General features: G+C 57.2%; 14 protein-coding genes. 8 read left to right on the top strand and 6 right to left on the bottom strand.

Annotation, left to right across the window (positions count from 1 at the left end):
- Positions 1–44: 44 nt before the first annotated feature.
- On the top strand, positions 45–2,657 hold the full coding sequence (pepN, locus tag A6013_RS03175) for an aminopeptidase N (RefSeq protein WP_069732537.1): 2,613 nt from the start codon (positions 45–47) through the stop codon (positions 2,655–2,657).
- An 87-nt stretch (positions 2,658–2,744) separates the two neighbouring features.
- On the opposite strand, the gene ssuB is transcribed toward pepN, so the two are convergent.
- From ssuB to ssuE, 5 genes are read right to left on the bottom strand one after another with little or no spacing between them, the layout of a single operon-like run.
- Positions 2,745–3,515, bottom strand: a complete 771-nt coding sequence (ssuB, locus tag A6013_RS03170; protein ID WP_069732536.1) for an aliphatic sulfonates ABC transporter ATP-binding protein — start codon at positions 3,513–3,515, stop codon at positions 2,745–2,747.
- Positions 3,512–4,303 carry an aliphatic sulfonate ABC transporter permease SsuC gene (gene ssuC / locus A6013_RS03165; protein WP_069732535.1) on the bottom strand — a complete coding sequence of 264 codons (792 nt, stop codon included), beginning with the start codon at positions 4,301–4,303 and terminating at the stop codon, positions 3,512–3,514. Before ssuC ends, ssuB begins: the two co-directional genes overlap by 4 nt.
- A gap of 9 nt (positions 4,304–4,312) precedes the next feature.
- Positions 4,313–5,458 (bottom strand): FMNH2-dependent alkanesulfonate monooxygenase, encoded by a 1,146-nt coding sequence (ssuD, locus tag A6013_RS03160; RefSeq protein WP_028012589.1) that lies wholly within the window; start codon positions 5,456–5,458, stop codon positions 4,313–4,315.
- Complete coding sequence (locus A6013_RS03155) at positions 5,455–6,417, bottom strand: sulfonate ABC transporter substrate-binding protein (RefSeq protein WP_028012590.1); 963 nt, start codon at positions 6,415–6,417, stop codon at positions 5,455–5,457. The genes ssuD and A6013_RS03155 overlap by 4 nt, the downstream gene beginning before the upstream one ends.
- Positions 6,410–6,985 carry an NADPH-dependent FMN reductase gene (ssuE, locus tag A6013_RS03150; protein ID WP_028012591.1) on the bottom strand — a complete coding sequence of 192 codons (576 nt, stop codon included), beginning with the start codon at positions 6,983–6,985 and terminating at the stop codon, positions 6,410–6,412. Before ssuE ends, A6013_RS03155 begins: the two co-directional genes overlap by 8 nt.
- Before the next feature lie 249 nt (positions 6,986–7,234).
- On the opposite strand from ssuE, the gene pyrD reads away from it, so the two are divergent.
- Positions 7,235–8,245 (top strand): quinone-dependent dihydroorotate dehydrogenase, encoded by a 1,011-nt coding sequence (pyrD, locus tag A6013_RS03145; protein ID WP_045261711.1) that lies wholly within the window; start codon positions 7,235–7,237, stop codon positions 8,243–8,245.
- Positions 8,246–8,410: 165 nt separating this feature from the next.
- Positions 8,411–8,953, top strand: a complete 543-nt coding sequence (gene zapC, locus A6013_RS03140) for a cell division protein ZapC (protein ID WP_028012593.1) — start codon at positions 8,411–8,413, stop codon at positions 8,951–8,953.
- On the opposite strand, the gene A6013_RS03135 is transcribed toward zapC, so the two are convergent.
- Positions 8,950–10,059, bottom strand: coding sequence for a YcbX family protein (locus tag A6013_RS03135; protein WP_069732534.1), 1,110 nt, complete (start codon positions 10,057–10,059; stop codon positions 8,950–8,952). The genes zapC and A6013_RS03135 overlap by 4 nt on opposite strands.
- 98 nt (positions 10,060–10,157) lie before the next feature.
- Between A6013_RS03135 and rlmKL the strand changes: the two genes are divergently transcribed.
- The 5 genes from rlmKL to pqiC are packed head-to-tail and all read left to right on the top strand — an operon-like array spanning position 10,158 to position 17,660.
- Positions 10,158–12,266, top strand: a complete 2,109-nt coding sequence (gene rlmKL, locus A6013_RS03130) for a bifunctional 23S rRNA (guanine(2069)-N(7))-methyltransferase RlmK/23S rRNA (guanine(2445)-N(2))-methyltransferase RlmL (RefSeq protein ID WP_069732533.1) — start codon at positions 10,158–10,160, stop codon at positions 12,264–12,266.
- A 12-nt stretch (positions 12,267–12,278) separates the two neighbouring features.
- The gene (locus A6013_RS03125; RefSeq protein ID WP_059354522.1) at positions 12,279–14,186 is read left to right on the top strand and encodes an ABC transporter ATP-binding protein; all 1,908 of its coding nucleotides are present in this window, start codon (positions 12,279–12,281) and stop codon (positions 14,184–14,186) included.
- Positions 14,187–14,198: 12 nt separating this feature from the next.
- A complete protein-coding gene (gene pqiA / locus A6013_RS03120) occupies positions 14,199–15,452 on the top strand; it encodes a membrane integrity-associated transporter subunit PqiA (protein WP_028012597.1) in 1,254 nt (417 codons plus the stop codon).
- Between the two features lie 4 nt (positions 15,453–15,456).
- Entirely contained in the window at positions 15,457–17,097 is a 1,641-nt protein-coding gene (gene pqiB, locus A6013_RS03115; RefSeq protein WP_028012598.1) for an intermembrane transport protein PqiB, read from the top strand.
- Positions 17,094–17,660, top strand: a complete 567-nt coding sequence (gene pqiC, locus A6013_RS03110; protein ID WP_069732532.1) for a membrane integrity-associated transporter subunit PqiC — start codon at positions 17,094–17,096, stop codon at positions 17,658–17,660. The genes pqiB and pqiC overlap by 4 nt, the downstream gene beginning before the upstream one ends.
- Positions 17,661–17,680 lie beyond the last annotated feature (20 nt).

Genomic DNA, 17,680 nt, shown 5'->3' with positions numbered 1-17,680 from the left:
AATATATTGAAACGTTACTCGACAAACGATGCATAAGGTTTTCTATGACACAACAGCCACAAGCCAAATACCGCCACGACTACCGTGCGCCGGAATACCTGATTAGCGATATCGACCTGACTTTTGACCTGGATGCCACAAAAACCGTTGTGACGGCGGTAAGCCAGGTGACGCGCCACAGCGCGACTGCCGTACCGCTGCGTCTGGATGGCGAAGACCTGACGCTGGTCTCCCTGCACATTAACGATGAAGCCTGGTCAGATTATAAAGAAGAAGGCAACCAGCTGGTCATCGACAACCTGCCGGAACGCTTTACGCTGCGCATCGTGAATGAAATCAGCCCTGCCGCCAACACGGCGCTGGAAGGGCTCTACCAGTCAGGCGTGGCGCTATGTACCCAGTGTGAAGCCGAAGGCTTCCGCCACATTACCTGGTACCTGGACCGCCCGGACGTGCTGGCGCGCTTTACCACCAAAATCATTGCCGATAAAACCCTCTATCCGTTCCTGCTCTCCAACGGTAACCGCGTGGGTGAGGGCGAACTGGAAAATGGCCGTCACTGGGTTCAGTGGCAGGATCCGTTCCCGAAACCGTGCTACCTGTTTGCGCTGGTGGCGGGTGATTTCGACGTGCTGCGCGATACCTTCAAAACCCGCTCTGGCCGCGAAGTGGCGCTGGAGCTGTTCGTTGACCGCGGCAACCTTGACCGCGCGCCGTGGGCGATGACTTCACTCATTAACTCCATGAAGTGGGATGAAGAGCGTTTCGGCCTCGAATACGATCTCGATATCTATATGATCGTCGCCGTTGACTTCTTCAACATGGGCGCGATGGAGAATAAAGGCCTTAACATCTTTAACTCCAAGTACGTGCTGGCGCGTACCGATACCGCCACCGATAAAGATTACCTCGATATCGAACGCGTTATCGGCCACGAGTATTTCCATAACTGGACCGGTAACCGCGTCACCTGTCGCGACTGGTTCCAGCTGAGCCTGAAAGAGGGGCTGACCGTCTTCCGCGATCAGGAGTTCAGCTCCGATCTGGGCTCGCGGGCGGTCAACCGCATCAACAACGTGCGCACCATGCGCGGCCTGCAGTTTGCGGAAGATGCCAGCCCAATGGCGCACCCGATCCGTCCGGATAAAGTCATTGAGATGAATAACTTTTACACCCTGACGGTGTACGAGAAGGGCGCTGAAATTATCCGCATGATCCACACCCTGCTGGGTGAAGAGAATTTCCAGAAAGGGATGCAGCTTTACTTCGAACGTCACGACGGCAGCGCGGCTACCTGCGACGACTTCGTGCAGGCGATGGAAGACGCGTCCAACGTTGATCTTTCTCACTTCCGCCGCTGGTACAGCCAGGCCGGGACCCCGATTGTCACCGTTAAGGACGACTACAACCCGGAAACCGAGCAGTACACTCTGACCATCAGCCAGCGCACGCCGCCAACCGCCGAGCAGGAAGAAAAATATCCGCTGCACATTCCGTTCAGCATTGAGCTGTACGACAACGAAGGCAACGTCATCCCGCTACAGAAGGGCGGCCACCCGGTGCACCACGTGCTGAACGTGACCCAGGCAGAGCAGACCTTTATCTTCGATAACGTCTACTTCCAGCCGGTGCCTGCGCTGCTGTGCGAGTTCTCCGCGCCGGTGAAGCTGGAGTACAAGTGGAGCGACCAGCAGCTGACGTTCCTGATGCGTCACGCCCGCAACGATTTCTCCCGCTGGGACGCGGCGCAGAGCCTGCTGGCAACCTACATCAAGCTTAACGTGAACCGTTACCAGCAGGGCCAGCCGCTGACGCTGCCGGTGCATGTGGCAGACGCGTTCCGCGCCATCCTGCTGGACGAGAAGATTGACCCGGCGCTGGCGGCTGAAATTCTGACGCTGCCGTCCGCGACTGAAATTGCGGAGCTGTTCGACATTATCGACCCGATTGCCATCGTGGCAGTGCGCGAAGCGCTGACCCGCACGCTGGCGAGCGAACTGGCGGATGAATTCCTGGCTCTCTACAACGCTAACAAGCTTGACGCGTATCGCGTGGAGCATGCGGATATCGGCAAGCGTACCCTGCGCAATACCTGCCTGCGCTATCTTGCGTTTGGTGAGGCCGAACTGGCGAACGCGCTGGTGAGCAAGCAGTATCACGAAGCGGATAACATGACTGATGCGCTCGCGGCCCTGGCAGCAAGCGTTGCCGCTGAACTGCCGTGCCGCGATGCGCTGATGCAGGAGTATGACGACAAGTGGCACCAGGATGGCCTGGTGATGGACAAGTGGTTTATTCTGCAGGCGACCAGCCCGGCGGCCGATGCGCTTAGTAAGGTTCGCAGCCTGCTGAAGCACCGTTCGTTCACCATGAGCAACCCGAACCGCGTTCGCTCGCTGATTGGCGCATTTGCCAGCAGTAACCCGGCCGCGTTCCACGCCGAAGACGGCAGCGGATACCAGTTTATGATGGAAATGCTGACCGAGCTGAACAGCCGTAACCCGCAGGTGGCGTCGCGTCTGATAGAGCCGCTGATCCGTCTGAAACGCTACGATGAGAAGCGTCAGGCGAAGATGCGCGCCGCGCTTGAGCAGCTGAAAGGGCTGGAAAATCTGTCTGGCGATCTGTACGAGAAGATTGCTAAGGCGCTGGCCTGATGTAAAAAGCCCGGTGGCGCTACGCTAACCGGGCCTACGTGGGGGCGCGGGGCATCGGTTTTCTCCCTCTCCCTGTGGGAGAGGGCATCAGGCATTGGCCTTTATCCGCTGAATCTCCGCTTCCCCACGTTTCATCACCCGATCCAGCACTTCGGCTTCCAGCTCCGCCAGTCTCGCCGAGCCCACGCGACGAGGGCGCGGGATGTCCACCGTCAGATCCAAACCGATTTTCCCGTTTTCTATAAGCAATACCCGGTCCGCCATCGCCACGGCTTCGCTGACGTCATGCGTCACCAGCAGTACCGTAAAGCCGTGCGCCTGCCAGAGGGATTCAATCAGATCCTGCATTTCTATCCGCGTCAGGGCATCAAGAGCGCCGAGCGGCTCATCAAGCAGCAGCAGGCCGGGACGGTGAATCAACGCTCGCGCCAGCGCCACGCGCTGCTTCTGGCCGCCCGACAGCGCCGCAGGCCATTCACCTGCACGGTTTTCCAGCCCGACGGCGGCCAGCGCCTGACGGGCTTCATCCCGCCAGCTGCCTTTGAGCCCCAGCCCGACGTTATCAATCACCGTTTTCCACGGCAGCAGGCGCGCGTCCTGAAACATCATGCGCGTATCGTCCTGAATATTGGCCAGCGGCGTGGTTCCTGCCAGAATCTCTCCTCCGTTGGGGGCCTCCAGCCCGGCTAAAAGACGCAGGAGTGTGCTTTTTCCGCCGCCGCTGCGCCCGACTACAGCCACAAACTGGCCGGCGGGAATGTGCAGATCCAGCCCGTTAAGGATGGTGTTTTCGCCGTAGTGTTTGGTTACGCCGTTCAGTAGCAGCGGCGTGCCCTGATTTAGTCGTGCGGTATTCATGCTTTCGCCTCCTGAAGGGTATAGGCCGGGTTCCAGCGCAGCCAGTTGCGCTCCAGCCACTGTGCGCTGACGTCGGCGAGTTTGCCGAGCAGTGCATACAGAATGATGGCGACCACCACCACGTCCGTTTGCAGGAATTCGCGGGCGTTCATCGCCAGGTAGCCAATACCGGAGTTGGCTGAGATGGTTTCCGCCACAATCAGCGTCAGCCACATCAGGCCGAGCGCAAAGCGCACCCCGACCATAATGGAGGGCAGGGCGCCCGGCAGAATCACGTGAGCAAAGAGGGAAAAACCCGATAAGCCGTAGCTGCGCGCCATCTCCACCAGACCGCGATCGATATTGCGGATGCCGTGCCAGGTGTTGATGTATATCGGGAACAGCGTGCCCAGCGCCACGAGGAAGATTTTGGCGCTCTCATCGATCCCAAACCACAAAATGACCAGCGGGATCAGCGCCAGATGCGGCACGTTGCGCAGCATCTGGATGGAGGTATCCAGCAGCCTTTCCCCCCAGCGTGAAAGGCCGCTGATCAGACCCAGCACCAGACCGATGCTGCCGCCGATGGAAAACCCAATCACCGCGCGCCAGGAGCTGATCGCCAGATGTTGCCACAGCTCTCCGCTGACGCTCAGCGACCAGAACGCTTCGATAACGCCCTCCGGAGAGGGCAAAATGCGGCTCGACAGCCAGCCGGTGGTCGACGCGAGCTGCCAGAGCGCCACGATGCCGACGGGCAAAAACCACGGGGCGGCGCGCAGCAGCCATTTTTGTGAGGTGGCAGACATGGTCACTCCTTAGCTCTGTGCGGCTTTGCGCGGAATAAACTCGTTTGCCACGGCTTCGCCCTGCAGCTGGAGCCGCTGCGGCTGCGGAATTTCCGGAACGGCGACATCCAGATGCGGGAATAACAGCTCGCCCACCCTGTAGGCCTCTTCCAGGTGCGGATAGCCGGAGAGAATAAAGCTGTCGATGCCCAGGTCAGCGTATTCATTAATACGTGCAGCCACGGTTGGCCCGTCGCCGACCAGCGCCGTGCCCGCGCCGCCGCGTACCAGACCCACGCCCGCCCACAGGTTCGGGCTGATTTCCAGATTCTCGCGCTTGCCGTTGTGCAGAGAGGCCATGCGGTGCTGCCCGACGGAGTCGGTTTTGGCAAACGCAGCCTGCGCCTTCGCAATGGTCTCATCGTCCAGATGGGAGATCAGACGGTCTGCCGCCTGCCAGGCTTCTTCATTGGTTTCGCGCACAATCACGTGCAGGCGAATCCCGAAGCGCACCTTGCGGCCATGGGCGGCGGCTTTGGCGCGGACCTGGGCAATTTTCTCTTTCACCAGCTCGGGCGGCTCGCCCCAGGTCAGATAGAGATCGACCTGCTCGGCGGCCAGATCCTGGGCCACATCCGACGATCCGCCAAAATAGAGCGGAGGGCGCGGCTGTTGCACCGGCGGGAAGTAGAGCTTCGCGTCGCGAACGTGAATATGCTTACCTTCAAAGGTGACGGTTTCGCCTTCCAGCAGGCGTCGCCAGACGCGGGTAAATTCAGCGGAGGCTTCATAGCGCTCGGTATGGTCGAGGAACACGCCGTCACCCGCCAGCTCCTGCGGATCGCTGCCCGTCACCAGGTTAAACAGAGCGCGGCCGTTGGAGAGCCTGTCCAGCGTTGCTGCCTGACGCGCCGCCACGGTGGGTGAAACGACGCTCGGGCGCAATGCAACAAGGAATTTAAGGCGCTGGGTGACCGGGATCATCGACGCGGCCACCAGCCAGGCATCCTCGCACGAGCGTCCGGTCGGGATCAGCACGCCGGTAAAACCGATTCGGTCCGCCGCCTGGGCAATCTGCTGAAGATAGCCATGGTCAACCGGGCGCGAGCCCTCTTCTGTACCAAGATAGTGTCCATCACCGTGGGTGGGTAAAAACCAGAAAAGATTCAGACTCATGATTTAGCTCCTTCTTTGCCAGCGGGCTGCCAGATGCGTTCGCGAATATCGACCTGTTTTGGTACCAGGCGGTTTTGATAGAAGAGGTCAGCAGTCTGTTGCTGAAGCGCGGCGACGTGCGCGTCGACAGGCGCAATGGTGGTGGGCGGACGGTGGCTGAGGTAGCTCGCGATCACCGGCTCAGGTAAGCCCATGGTTTTTGCCAGCAGGGCGATGCTCGCCTGACGCTGACTCTGGGTCAGGGCATCTGCCTGCGTAAAGGTATCCAGTACGCCCTGAATAAACGCGCCGTTTTTTTCGGCGTAAGGGCGTGAGGCGAGGTAGAACGAACCGGTTTGCTTCAGCGTGGTACCGTCTTTCAGCACCCGTACGCCACCCTGCAGTAATGCCGCGGAGTAGTACGGATCCCAGATAGCCCAGGCATCAACGTTCTTCTGCTGGAACGCGGCGCGCGCGTCGGCGGGCGTCAGGTAAACGGGCTGAATGTCGGTGAACTTGAGCCCGGCTTCCTGTAAGGCGCGCAGCAGCAGGTTGTGCGAGCTGGAACCTTTCTGGAAAGCGACCTTACGCCCTTTAAGGTCGGAGACGCTTTTAATGTCACTGTTTTCAGGTACCAGGATGACTTCGGCTTTCGGCTTAGCGGGTTCTACACCGACGTATACCAGGTCTGCCCCGGCAGCCTGAGCGAAAATAGGCGGGATGTCGCCCGTACTGCCCAGATCGATACTGCCGACGTTCAGGGCTTCAAGCATCTGCGGCCCTGCCGGGAACTCCACCCATGAGAATTTGGTGTCCGGGAAGCGTTTTTCCAGCAGCTGGTGGCTTTTTGCCAGCACCATACTGACGCTGCCTTTTTGGTAGCCAATCCGTAAACTGTCCGGTGCGGTTTCTGCGGCATGTGCCAGCGCGGTAAACGCCATCAGGCCAGCCAGTCCGAGGCGGGTTAAGGTTTTAAACATGTGCGACTCCCTGCGGCGGATTAAAAGAAGGAACCTGGATATCCCGGCGATGCAGCGCGTGCCAGAAAGTTTCCAGCGAGGCATCAAGGCGCGTTTGCAGATTCGGCGTGAAGTGCGGCTTATGCTGGTAGTCAATGACCTGCGAATCATCCGCGAAAACGCCGTGAAGGATCTCCTGCGCCTTCAGGGCGTTCAGCACCGGCTTCAGGGCGTAATCCACCGCCAGTAAATGTGCCACCGTGCCGCCCGTTGCCAGCGGCAGAACCACTTTGCCGTCCAGTGCGCGCTCGGGGAGAAGATCGAGCAGCGTTTTCAGCGCGCCCGAAAAAGAGGCTTTATAAATCGGGGTCGCAACGATGAGTCCGTCCGCTTCCTTGAGCTGCTCAGTGAGGGTTTTCAACGCGGGGCTGTCGAAGCGGGCATACAGCAAATCTTCAGGTTCGAAGTTATGCAGATTCCAGTGGCACACTTCCACGTCCAGGGCATTGAGCTTGTCGCGGGCATATTCCAGCAGGGCGCTGGAACGCGAAGGGAATCGTGGACTTCCGGCCAGGGTAATGACGCGCATACTTCCTCCTTATAACTAATTGTTTGCTTTTATCTAACATTCATAACATTTTTCAGGAGTGTGACACTGCGCGGTTATTCCACTAAATGATTTATCCGCAATTAAACTGCGAAAAACTGCATAAGAAAGAGAGTGGGAGGTAAACGATTGCGTTTTACGCCGATTTTTTTGCCGCAGGTCAATTCCCTTTCGTGACGGGATCGCCCATAATCCCCTCCCGGTTTGCACACCGGGAATCCAGGAGAGTTCATGTACTACCCCTTCGTTCGTAAAGCCCTTTTCCAGCTCGACCCCGAGCGCGCTCATGAATTTACATTCCAGCAATTACGTCGTATTACAGGAACGCCTCTGGCAGCCCTGGTGCGTCAAAACGTGCCGGAAAAGCCTGTGCAGTGCATGGGGCTGACCTTTAAAAATCCGCTGGGTCTGGCGGCCGGTCTGGACAAAAATGGCGAGTGCATTGATGCCCTGGGCGCGATGGGCTTTGGCTCCATCGAAATTGGTACCGTCACGCCGCGCCCGCAGCCGGGAAATGACAAGCCGCGCCTGTTCCGCCTGGTCGAAGCCGAAGGGTTGATCAACCGCATGGGCTTTAATAACCTCGGCGTTGATCATTTGGTAGAGAACGTGAAGAAAGCCCATTTTGATGGGGTGTTAGGCATCAATATTGGCAAGAATAAAGATACGCCGGTTGAGCAGGGTAAAGATGACTACCTGATTTGTATGGAAAAAGTCTACGCCTATGCCGGGTATATCGCGGTGAATATTTCCTCGCCCAATACCCCGGGGCTGCGCTCCTTACAATATGGCGAAGCGCTGGACGATCTTCTGAGTGCCATTAAAAATAAACAAAATGAACTCCAGGCGATCCACCATAAATATGTTCCGGTCGCGGTGAAGATCGCGCCGGATCTTTCTGTCGAAGAATTGATCCAGGTTGCCGACAGTTTGGTTCGCCATAATATTGACGGGGTGATTGCAACGAATACCACGCTCGATCGTTCGCTCGTTCAGGGAATGAAAAACTGTGACGAAGCGGGTGGGTTAAGTGGCCGTCCGGTACAATTAAAAAGCACCGAAATTATTCGCGCGCTGTCTGCGGAATTAAAAGGCCGTTTACCGATTATTGGCGTCGGCGGTATCGACTCGGTGATTGCTGCGCGCGAGAAGATGGCGGCCGGTGCGTCACTGGTGCAAATCTATTCCGGCTTTATTTTTAAAGGCCCGCCTTTGATTAAAGAAATCGTTACGCATATCTAATCTTTTTTCTTAATCAGACAACCAGGGCTTTATTTCCAGCCCTGGTTGTTTTATATTCCGTCACTGTTGCTTATTTAGACATTATCGTCTTTTATTACTAGTGTTATAAACGAAGCGGCGAACAGGACATTTTTAGTACAGGACGTTTGGGGACGGGAGAGACACATGCGAATTAAACCTGACGATAACTGGCGCTGGTATTTTTGCGACGAGCATGACCGTATGATGCTCGATTTAGCCAATGGCATGTTGTTTCGTTCTCGTTTTGCCCGCCGAATGTTAACCCCGGACGCGTTTTCTCCATCGGGCTTTTGCGTTGACGATGCGGCGCTTTATTTCTCCTTTGAAGAAAAATGCCGCGACCTGATGCTCTCTAAAGAGCAGCGTGCCGAACTGGTATTAAATGCGCTGGTGGCTATCCGTTTCCTGAAACCGCAAATGCCGAAAAGCTGGCATTTCCTGCCTCACGGCATGGACTGGACGCCAGCAACGGGCGATGCGGCCAGCGTTAACCTGAGCGATACCGCCGAAGAGGTGAGCCTGTTAGTGGTTGAACCGGGCGAAAACGCCGCACTCTGTCTGCTGGCGCAGCCCGGCGTGACGATTGCCGGGCGCGTAATGCAGTTAGGTGATGCGATCAAAGTCATGAATGACAGGCTGAAGCCACAGCTGCGCGTCGATGCCTTCAGTCTCGAACAAGCGGTTTAAGCTTCCAGTTGTACCGACGTTTTCGGTACGCAGCTACAGCACAGGATTGTGCCGTCATTTCCAATTGCAGATTTTTTCAGCGCACTCACTTCTCCCTCCAGCAGCTTGATGCGGCAGCATCCGCAAATTCCCGCGCGGCAGGAATACGGTACGCGAATACCGGCTTGCTCCAGCTGCTCCAGTAAAACCTGCTGATTGTTGCCACGAATAACCTTGCCCTGCCAGTGAATATCCACCCCAGTGGCGACATTCGTCTCAACCTCGACCATTTCTTCTTCCTGGCCTGAGCCGTACACTCGCGCCGGCCCGCGGGCGAGAATTTCAACTTCATCACCTACGCGAATCGCGCCGCTGGATCGCGGGATCAGGTTCTGGCCGAAATCGACATCGCCGTTATCCTGCGCGGTACGGAACGATTGCAGCGTTTTCAGCGGCTCGCCGGAAGGATGCTTTTGGCCTTTCTCAGGGCTTACCGTGGTGAAAATGCAGCGGCTGCAGGGTTTGACGACATCAAAGATGACGCTGCCGATGCGGATGACTTTCCAGGTGTCTTCATCCCAGGCGTCCGCTCCGGTCACGACCAGATTCGGGCGGAACTGTTCCATCTGTACGCTGGCTTTACAGCGATTCTGTAAATCACGCAGAGACGCTTCGTTGGTGAGCAGGAACGGGAAGCCATCCGCGAAGGAGAGGGGAACGGCGTCGTGGCGCTTTACGCGACGCGTCAGTTCCGGCCCAACCCACCGCAGATGCACGTCGCGGGAGAAGAAGCCGCTCAGCCAGCGGTTAATTTCATCCGGGGCGATGCGCGCGGTAAAATGGTTGCCCCATACTTCCGTTGGCGCGTCGACAGCCGCAAAATCCGCAAAGCGAATCACCGCGCTGGAACCGTCCGGCGCGGTAACGTGCAAACCGTCGTGAAGCGGGGAAGGGGTAAAACGAACCATCTGAGGGAACTGGCGTGCGGTGATAAACGTACCGTCAGGCTCGGTGACCATAAAAATACGATCGAAGGCGAACCCGCTCATGTCTGCCAGCGCGTGAGTGACGCCGATGCCGCGCATGGATTTCACCGGATGAATAAAAAGCCTGGATAACGTCGCCACTGCACACTCCCTCGAATGAAAATAAGCCTTCAACTTTATGACATACACGCCATATTAGCTATAATGCGCGACAATTTTCTAAGAGTAAAAGTGACGATATGAATTCTCTGTTTGCCAGTACGGCCCGTGGGCTGGAAGAGCTGTTAAAAACTGAACTGGAAGCCCTGGGCGCGCAAGAGTGCCAGGTGGTTCAGGGTGGTGTCCATTTTGAGGGCGACACGCGGCTTATTTACCAGAGCCTGATGTGGAGCCGTCTGGCGTCGCGCATCATGCTGCCGATGAAGGAATGCAAGGTCTATAGCGACCTGGATCTCTACACCGGCGTACAGATGATCGACTGGACAGAGATCTTCACGCCTAACGCCACCTTCGCGGTGCATTTCAACGGCGTGAACGACGAGATCCGCAACAGCCAGTACGGCGCCCTGCGCGTAAAAGACGCCATTGTGGACTGCTTCACGCGTAAAAATAAGGAACGTCCGAACGTCGATCGCGAAAACCCGGACCTGCGTATCAACGTCTGGCTGAACGGCGACACGGCGAGCATCTCCCTCGATCTGAGCGGCGCGGGTCTGCACCTGCGCGGCTACCGCGATCGCACCGGTATGGCGCCGATCAAAGAAACCCTGGCCGCCGCCATCGTGATGCGCTCCGGCTGGCAGCCGGGCACGCCGCTGCTCGACCCAATGTGTGGCTCCGGTACGCTGCTGATTGAGGCCGCAATGCTGGCAACCGACCGTGCGCCGGGGCTGCACCGCGGCCACTGGGGCTTCAAAGGCTGGGCGCAGCACGACGAAGCGCTCTGGAAAGAGGTTAAAGACGACGCACAGACCCGCGCGCGTAAGGGCCTTGCGGAGTATACCTCTCACTTCTACGGTTCGGATAGCGACCCGCGCGTAATTGAACGCGCGCGCAGCAACGCCCGTCGCGCCGGTATCGGCGAGCTGGTCACCTTCGAGGTGAAAGACGTAGCGATCCTGACCAACCCGCTGCCGAAGGGCCCGTACGGGACCGTAATCAGCAACCCGCCATACGGCGAGCGTCTGGACAGCGAGCCTGCGCTGATTGCCCTGCACAGCCTGCTGGGCCGCAATATGAAGGACTACTTCGGCGGCTGGAATCTGTCTCTGTTCAGCGCCTCGCCGGAGCTGCTGAGCTGCCTTCAGCTGCGAGCCGATCGCCAGTTTAAAGCGAAAAACGGCCCGCTGGACTGCGTGCAGAAAAACTACCATCTGGCAGAGAAAGCGGCGGACAGCAAGCCAACCGGCGTGGCAGAGGATTACGCCAACCGCCTGCGCAAAAACCTGAAGAAATTTGAAAAATGGGCGAAGCAGGAAGGGATCGAGTGTTATCGCCTGTACGATGCCGACCTGCCGGAGTACAACGTGGCGGTTGACCGCTATGCGGACTGGGTGGTGATTCAGGAATATGCTCCACCGAAAACCATTGATGCGCAAAAAGCGCGCCAGCGCATGCTGGACGTCATTGCGGCCACCATTGCCGTGCTGGGGATTGCGCCGAACAAGCTGGTGCTGAAAACCCGCGAGCGTCAGAAGGGTAAAAACCAGTACCAGAAGATGGGCGAAAAGGGCGACTTTATCGAAGTGGGCGAATACAACGCTCGCCTGTGGGTGAACCTGACCGACTATCTTGATACCGGCCTGTTCCTCGACCACCGCATCGCCCGCCGCATGCTCGGCCAGATGAGCAAGGGCAAAGATTTCCTCAACCTGTTCTCCTACACCGGGAGCGCCAGCGTGCATGCCGGTCTCGGCGGTGCGCGCAGCACTACCACGGTGGATATGTCCCGCACTTATCTCGAGTGGGCCGAGCGTAACCTGCGTCTGAACGGCTTAACCGGACGTCAGCATCGCCTGATGCAGGCCGACGTGTTGGGCTGGCTGCGCGATACCGACGAGCAGTTCGACCTGATCTTTATCGATCCGCCGACCTTCTCTAACTCCAAGCGCATGGAGGATAGCTTTGACGTTCAACGCGATCACCTGCGCCTGATGACCGACCTGAAGCGACTGCTGCGCAAAGGCGGCACCATTATGTTCTCGAACAACAAACGCGGCTTCCGTATGGATCATGACGGCCTGGCAGCCCTGGGACTGAAAGCACAAGAAATCAGTCAAAAAACGCTGTCTCAGGACTTCGCCCGTAACCGTCAAATTCATAACTGCTGGTTGATTACCGCGGTCTGAAAGGAAAAATAAATGTCATTAATTAGTATGCACGGCGCGTGGCTCTCTTTCAGCGACTCACCGCTTCTCGATAATGCAGAGCTGCATATCGAAGATAACGAGCGCGTCTGTCTGGTGGGCCGTAACGGCGCGGGTAAATCCACGCTGATGAAAATCCTCAACCGCGAGCAGGGGCTGGATGACGGCCGCATCGTATACGAGCAGGATCTGATCGTCTCCCGCCTCCAGCAGGATCCGCCGCGTCATGTGACCGGCAGCGTGTACGATTTCGTGGCGGAAGGCATCTCCGAGCAGGCGGAGTACCTGAAGCGCTATCACGAGATTTCGCATCTGGTGATGACCGACCCGAGCGACAAGAATCTCAACGAACTGGCGAAAGTGCAGGAGATGCTCGATCACCACGGTTTGTGGCAGCTGGAAAACCGCATTAACGAGGTGCTGGCGCAGCTCGGGCTGGAACCCGACATGGAGCTGTCGGCGCTCTCCGGCGGCTGGCTGCGTAAAGCGGCGCTGGGGCGCGCGCTGGTCAGCGGCCCTAAGGTACTGCTGCTGGACGAACCAACCAACCACCTGGACATCGAAGCGATTGACTGGCTGGAAGGTTTCCTGAAAACCTTCAGCGGCACCATCATCTTCATCTCGCACGACCGTTCGTTTATTCGCAATATGGCGACGCGCATTGTCGACCTCGACCGCGGCAAGCTGGTCACCTATCCCGGCGATTACGACACCTATCTGCTGGAGAAAGAAGAAAACCTGCGCGTGGAAGAGCTGCAGAACGCCGAGTTCGACCGCAAGCTGGCGCAGGAGGAAGTCTGGATCCGCCAGGGCATCAAAGCCCGCCGTACCCGTAACGAAGGCCGCGTGCGTGCCCTGAAGGCGATGCGTCGCGAGCGCAGCGAGCGCCGCGAAGTCATGGGCAGCGCCAAAATGCAGGTGGAAGAGGCGTCCCGCTCCGGCAAGATTGTCTTCGAAATGGAAAACGTTAACTACCAGGTTGACGGCAAGGTGCTGGTGAAAGATTTCTCTGCGCAGGTTCAGCGCGGGGACAAAATTGCACTCATCGGCCCGAACGGCTGCGGCAAAACCACGCTGCTGAAGCTGATGCTGGGCCAGCTGCAGGCCGACAGCGGCCGCATTCACTGTGGCACCAAGCTGGAAGTGGCCTACTTCGACCAGCACCGCGCGGAGCTGGATCCGGACCGCACGGTGATGGACAACCTCGCCGAAGGTAAACAGGAAGTGATGGTAAACGGCAAGCCGCGTCACGTTCTGGGCTACCTGCAGGACTTCCTGTTCCACCCGAAACGCGCCATGACACCGGTGCGCGCGCTGTCCGGCGGGGAGCGTAACCGTCTTCTACTGGCACGTCTGTTCCTGAAGCCAAGTAATCTGTTGATCCTCGATGAACCGACGAACGATTTGGATGTCGAAACGCTGGAATTACTCGAAGAGCTGATCGATGGGTATCAGGGAACCGTGATGCTGGTTAGCCACGATCGTCAGTTCGTGGATAACACCGTGACCGAGTGCTGGATCTTCGAAGGTGAAGGGCGAATTGGCCAGTACGTGGGCGGTTATCACGACGCAAAAGGGCAGCAGTCGCAGTCTCTGGCGCAGAAACAGTCGAAGTCCAGAACAAGTTCTGAACCTGCTGTAACAAAAGCAGAAACTGTCAAGAAAACCTCGGCTAAACTAAGCTATAACCTGCAGCGCGAACTGGAGGGGCTACCTCAGCGTCTTGAAGAGCTGGAGGCCGCGCTTGAGGGGCTGCAAGCGCAGGTTGCTGATGCCTCATTCTTTACCCAATCGCATGACTATACTCAGAAAGTACTGGCTGAAATGTCCGCGGCTGAAAAAGCCCTGGAAGAAGCATTTGAGCGCTGGGAGTACCTTGAGTCTCTGAAAAACGGCGCATAACAGGGATTAAATATGTGTGACCAGCACCATGCCGACAGGCATATATTATGCTCGCAATGCGATATGCTCGTGGCGTTGCCAGAGCTTGGTCACGGACATAAAGCCCAGTGTCCACGCTGTGGCGCGACGTTGACAACCGAGTGGGACGCGCCGCGGCAGCGTCCCACCGCTTACGCGCTGGCAGCACTGTTCATGCTACTGCTCTCCAATCTCTTCCCCTTCGTCTATATGAAGGTAGGCGGGATGACAAGCCAGGTGGATCTGCTTGAAATCCCGGGCGTGATGTTCTCGGAAGATTACGCCAGCCTCGGCACCTTTTTTCTGCTATTCGTCCAGATAGTCCCGGCGTTTTGCCTGGTCGTCATCCTGCTGCTGGTTAACCGCGTCAGGATGCCGTCATCGCTGAAAATCCGGCTCGCGCGCATCCTTTTTCAGCTCAAAAGCTGGGGGATGGCCGAGATCTTTCTCGCAGGGATACTGGTCAGTTTCGTGAAGCTGATGGCGTACGGCGACGTGGGGATAGGCAGCAGCTTTATTCCCTGGTGTCTGTACTGTGTCCTGCAGCTGCGTGCTTTCCAGTGCGTGGACAGGCGCTGGGCCTGGGACGATATCGCCCCTGCACCGACGCTCGCGCAGACGGTGAAGGTCGGCGTGCCGGGTATCCGCCAGGGGCTCCGTTCTTGTCCGTGCTGTACCGCCGTGCTGCCCGCCGATCTTGAGGTTTGTCCGCGCTGCGAAACGAAGGGCCATGTTCGCCGTAAAAATAGCCTGCAGTGGACGATGGCACTGCTGGTCACGTCCGTCATGCTGTATCTGCCCGCTAATATTCTGCCGATTATGATCACCGATTTGCTCGGCGATAAAATGCCCTCGACGATCCTCGCCGGGGTCATACTGCTGTGGAGCGAAGGATCCTATCCTGTCGCCGGCGTGATTTTCATCGCCAGTATCATGGTGCCCACTTTAAAAATGATAGCCATTGCCTGGCTCTGTTGGGATGCAAAAGGCCACGGAAAACGCGACAGCGAACGCATGCATCTGATTTACGAAGTGGTCGAATTTGTCGGTCGTTGGTCAATGATCGACGTGTTTGTGATTGCCGTTCTCTCTGCGCTGGTGCGGATGGGCGGTTTGATGAGTATTTATCCCGCGATGGGGGCTTTAATGTTTGCACTGGTGGTGATTATGACCATGTTTGCGGCCATGACCTTCGACCCTCGTTTATCGTGGGATCGTGAGCCTGAATCAAGCCATGAGGAAGAGTAAGAGCATGGAAAATAAGAGTGGAGAGGCGAAAGTGCAGAAGGTCAAAAACTGGTCGCCGGTGTGGATTTTCCCCATCGTGACCGCGCTGATCGGTGCATGGATCCTGTTTTATCACTACAGCCATCAGGGACCGGAAGTGACGCTGATTACCACCAATGCCGAAGGAATTGAGGGCGGTAAAACGACCATCAAAAGCCGCAGCGTGGATGTGGGCGTGGTGGAAAGCGCAACCCTGACCGACGATTTAACCCATGTGGAGATTAAGGCGCGTCTTAATGCCGGCATGGAAAAACTCCTGCACGGCGATTCTGTTTTCTGGGTGGTTAAACCGCAGGTGGGACGTGAAGGGATCAGCGGCTTAGGAACGCTGCTCTCAGGTGCCTACATCGAACTGCAGCCGGGTGCAAAAGGCAGCCAGCCGGCGCAGTACCAGCTTCTGGATTCACCGCCGCTAGCACCGCCTGATGCAAAAGGTATCCGCGTGATCCTCGACAGTAAAAAAGCGGGCCAGCTCACGGCGGGCGACCCGGTACTTTTCCGCGGCTATCGCGTGGGTTCGGTGGAGAAAAGCACCTTCGATCCTCAGAAAAGATCCATCAGCTATCAGTTGTTCATCAATGCGCCTAACGATCGTCTGGTTACCAGCAACGTCCGTTTCTGGAAAGACAGCGGCATCGCGGTGGATCTGACCTCGGCGGGCATGCGAGTAGAAATGGGCTCGCTGACAACACTGTTTGGCGGCGGCGTGAGTTTTGACGTACCCGAAGGTCTGGACCTGGGGCAGCCGGTTGCGGAGAACACCGCTTTCCGCCTGTTCGACGATCAAAAAAGCATTCAGGATGCACTCTATACCGATCACATCGACTACCTGATGTTCTTTAAGGATTCTGTTCGCGGCCTGCAGCCTGGGGCGCCCGTTGAGTTCCGCGGTATTCGTCTGGGGACGGTGGGACAAGTGCCTTACTTTGTTCCAGGCCTTAAGCAGATGCTTGATGATGATTACCGTATTCCGGTGCTGATCCGCATTGAGCCTGAGCGCCTGATCAACCAGATTGGTGAGAATCAGGATATCGGCGAGCACATCACCGACCTGATGAATCGCGGTCTGCGCGGCTCGTTGAAAACCGGTAACCTGGTGACCGGCGCACTGTATGTCGATATGGACTTCTATCCAAAAGCGCCGCCGATTACCGGTATGCGTGAATTTGGTGGTTACAAGATCATCCCAACGGTAAGCAGCGGTCTGGCCCAGATCCAGCAGCGTCTCATGGAAACGCTGGATAAAATTAACAATCTGCCTCTGAACCCAATGATTGAGGCGGCGACAGGTTCGTTACATCAAAGCCAGGCGACAATGCAGCGCCTGCAGACCACGCTGGATAACATCAACAAGATCACTGCAAACCAGAGTATGCAGCAGCTGCCGCAGGATATGCAGAAAACGCTGCGCGAGCTGAATCGCAGTATGCAGGGCTTCCAGCCTGGCTCGGCGGCGTACAACAAGATGGTGGCAGATATGCAGCGTCTCGATCAGGTCTTGCGTGAACTGCAGCCGGTTCTGAAAACGCTCAACGAGAAGAGCAACGCGCTGGTGTTCGAAGCGAAAGATAAAAAGGATCCTGAGCCTAAGAGGGCGAAACAATGAAAAAATGGCTAGCGATTGCAGGAGCGATGGCACTCACGGCCTGTAGCTCCGGGAGCGAAACGAAAAGCTACTACCAGCTGCCTCTGGTGACGCAGGCGGTTACGCAAAGTTCCGCCTCGCAGGGCAACCGTCTGCTGTGGGTTGAGCAGGTCGCCGTGCCGGATTACCTGGCCGGCAACGGGGTGGTCTATCAGACCAGCGATGTACAGTACGTTATCGCCAACAACAACCTGTGGGCCAGCCCGCTGGACCAGCAGTTACGCAATACGTTGGTGGCGAATCTGGGCAGCCAGCTTCCGGGCTGGGTTGTTGCCTCCCAGCCTTTGGGAAGCGATCAGGACACGCTGAACGTCACGGTAACGGGCTTCCACGGCCGTTATGACGGTGCCGTTGTCATCAGCGGCGAGTGGCTGTTGAATCATCAGGGACAGCTGATTAAGCGTCCTTTCCATCTGGAGCTGAAGCAGCAGAAGGATGGCTATGATGAAATGGTGAAAGTGCTGGCTCAGGGTTGGGCGCAGGAGTCAGCCAGTATCGCCAGGGAAATTTCCCGACTGCCATAAGTAAAATTCATCGTCAAAAA

The sequence above is a fragment of the Enterobacter sp. IF2SW-B1 genome (assembly GCF_001743375.1).
Classification (GTDB): domain Bacteria; phylum Pseudomonadota; class Gammaproteobacteria; order Enterobacterales; family Enterobacteriaceae; genus Enterobacter; species Enterobacter bugandensis.
This window is presented reverse-complemented; position numbering and strand designations above follow the sequence as displayed.

Excerpts from the sequence above, each read along its gene's own strand:
- ssuD (WP_028012589.1), bottom strand. The coding sequence starts at position 5,458 with ATGAGTCTGAATCTTTTCTGGTTTTTACCCACCCACGGTGATGGACAC.
- pqiC (WP_069732532.1), top strand. The coding sequence starts at position 17,094 with ATGAAAAAATGGCTAGCGATTGCAGGAGCGATGGCACTCACGGCCTGT.
- pepN (WP_069732537.1), top strand. The coding sequence starts at position 45 with ATGACACAACAGCCACAAGCCAAATACCGCCACGACTACCGTGCGCCG.
- A6013_RS03125 (WP_059354522.1), top strand. The coding sequence starts at position 12,279 with ATGTCATTAATTAGTATGCACGGCGCGTGGCTCTCTTTCAGCGACTCA.
- rlmKL (WP_069732533.1), top strand. The coding sequence starts at position 10,158 with ATGAATTCTCTGTTTGCCAGTACGGCCCGTGGGCTGGAAGAGCTGTTA.
- zapC (WP_028012593.1), top strand. The coding sequence starts at position 8,411 with ATGCGAATTAAACCTGACGATAACTGGCGCTGGTATTTTTGCGACGAG.
- pyrD (WP_045261711.1), top strand. The coding sequence starts at position 7,235 with ATGTACTACCCCTTCGTTCGTAAAGCCCTTTTCCAGCTCGACCCCGAG.
- ssuE (WP_028012591.1), bottom strand. The coding sequence starts at position 6,985 with ATGCGCGTCATTACCCTGGCCGGAAGTCCACGATTCCCTTCGCGTTCC.
- A6013_RS03155 (WP_028012590.1), bottom strand. The coding sequence starts at position 6,417 with ATGTTTAAAACCTTAACCCGCCTCGGACTGGCTGGCCTGATGGCGTTT.
- pqiA (WP_028012597.1), top strand. The coding sequence starts at position 14,199 with ATGTGTGACCAGCACCATGCCGACAGGCATATATTATGCTCGCAATGC.
- ssuC (WP_069732535.1), bottom strand. The coding sequence starts at position 4,303 with ATGTCTGCCACCTCACAAAAATGGCTGCTGCGCGCCGCCCCGTGGTTT.
- pqiB (WP_028012598.1), top strand. The coding sequence starts at position 15,457 with ATGGAAAATAAGAGTGGAGAGGCGAAAGTGCAGAAGGTCAAAAACTGG.
- ssuB (WP_069732536.1), bottom strand. The coding sequence starts at position 3,515 with ATGAATACCGCACGACTAAATCAGGGCACGCCGCTGCTACTGAACGGC.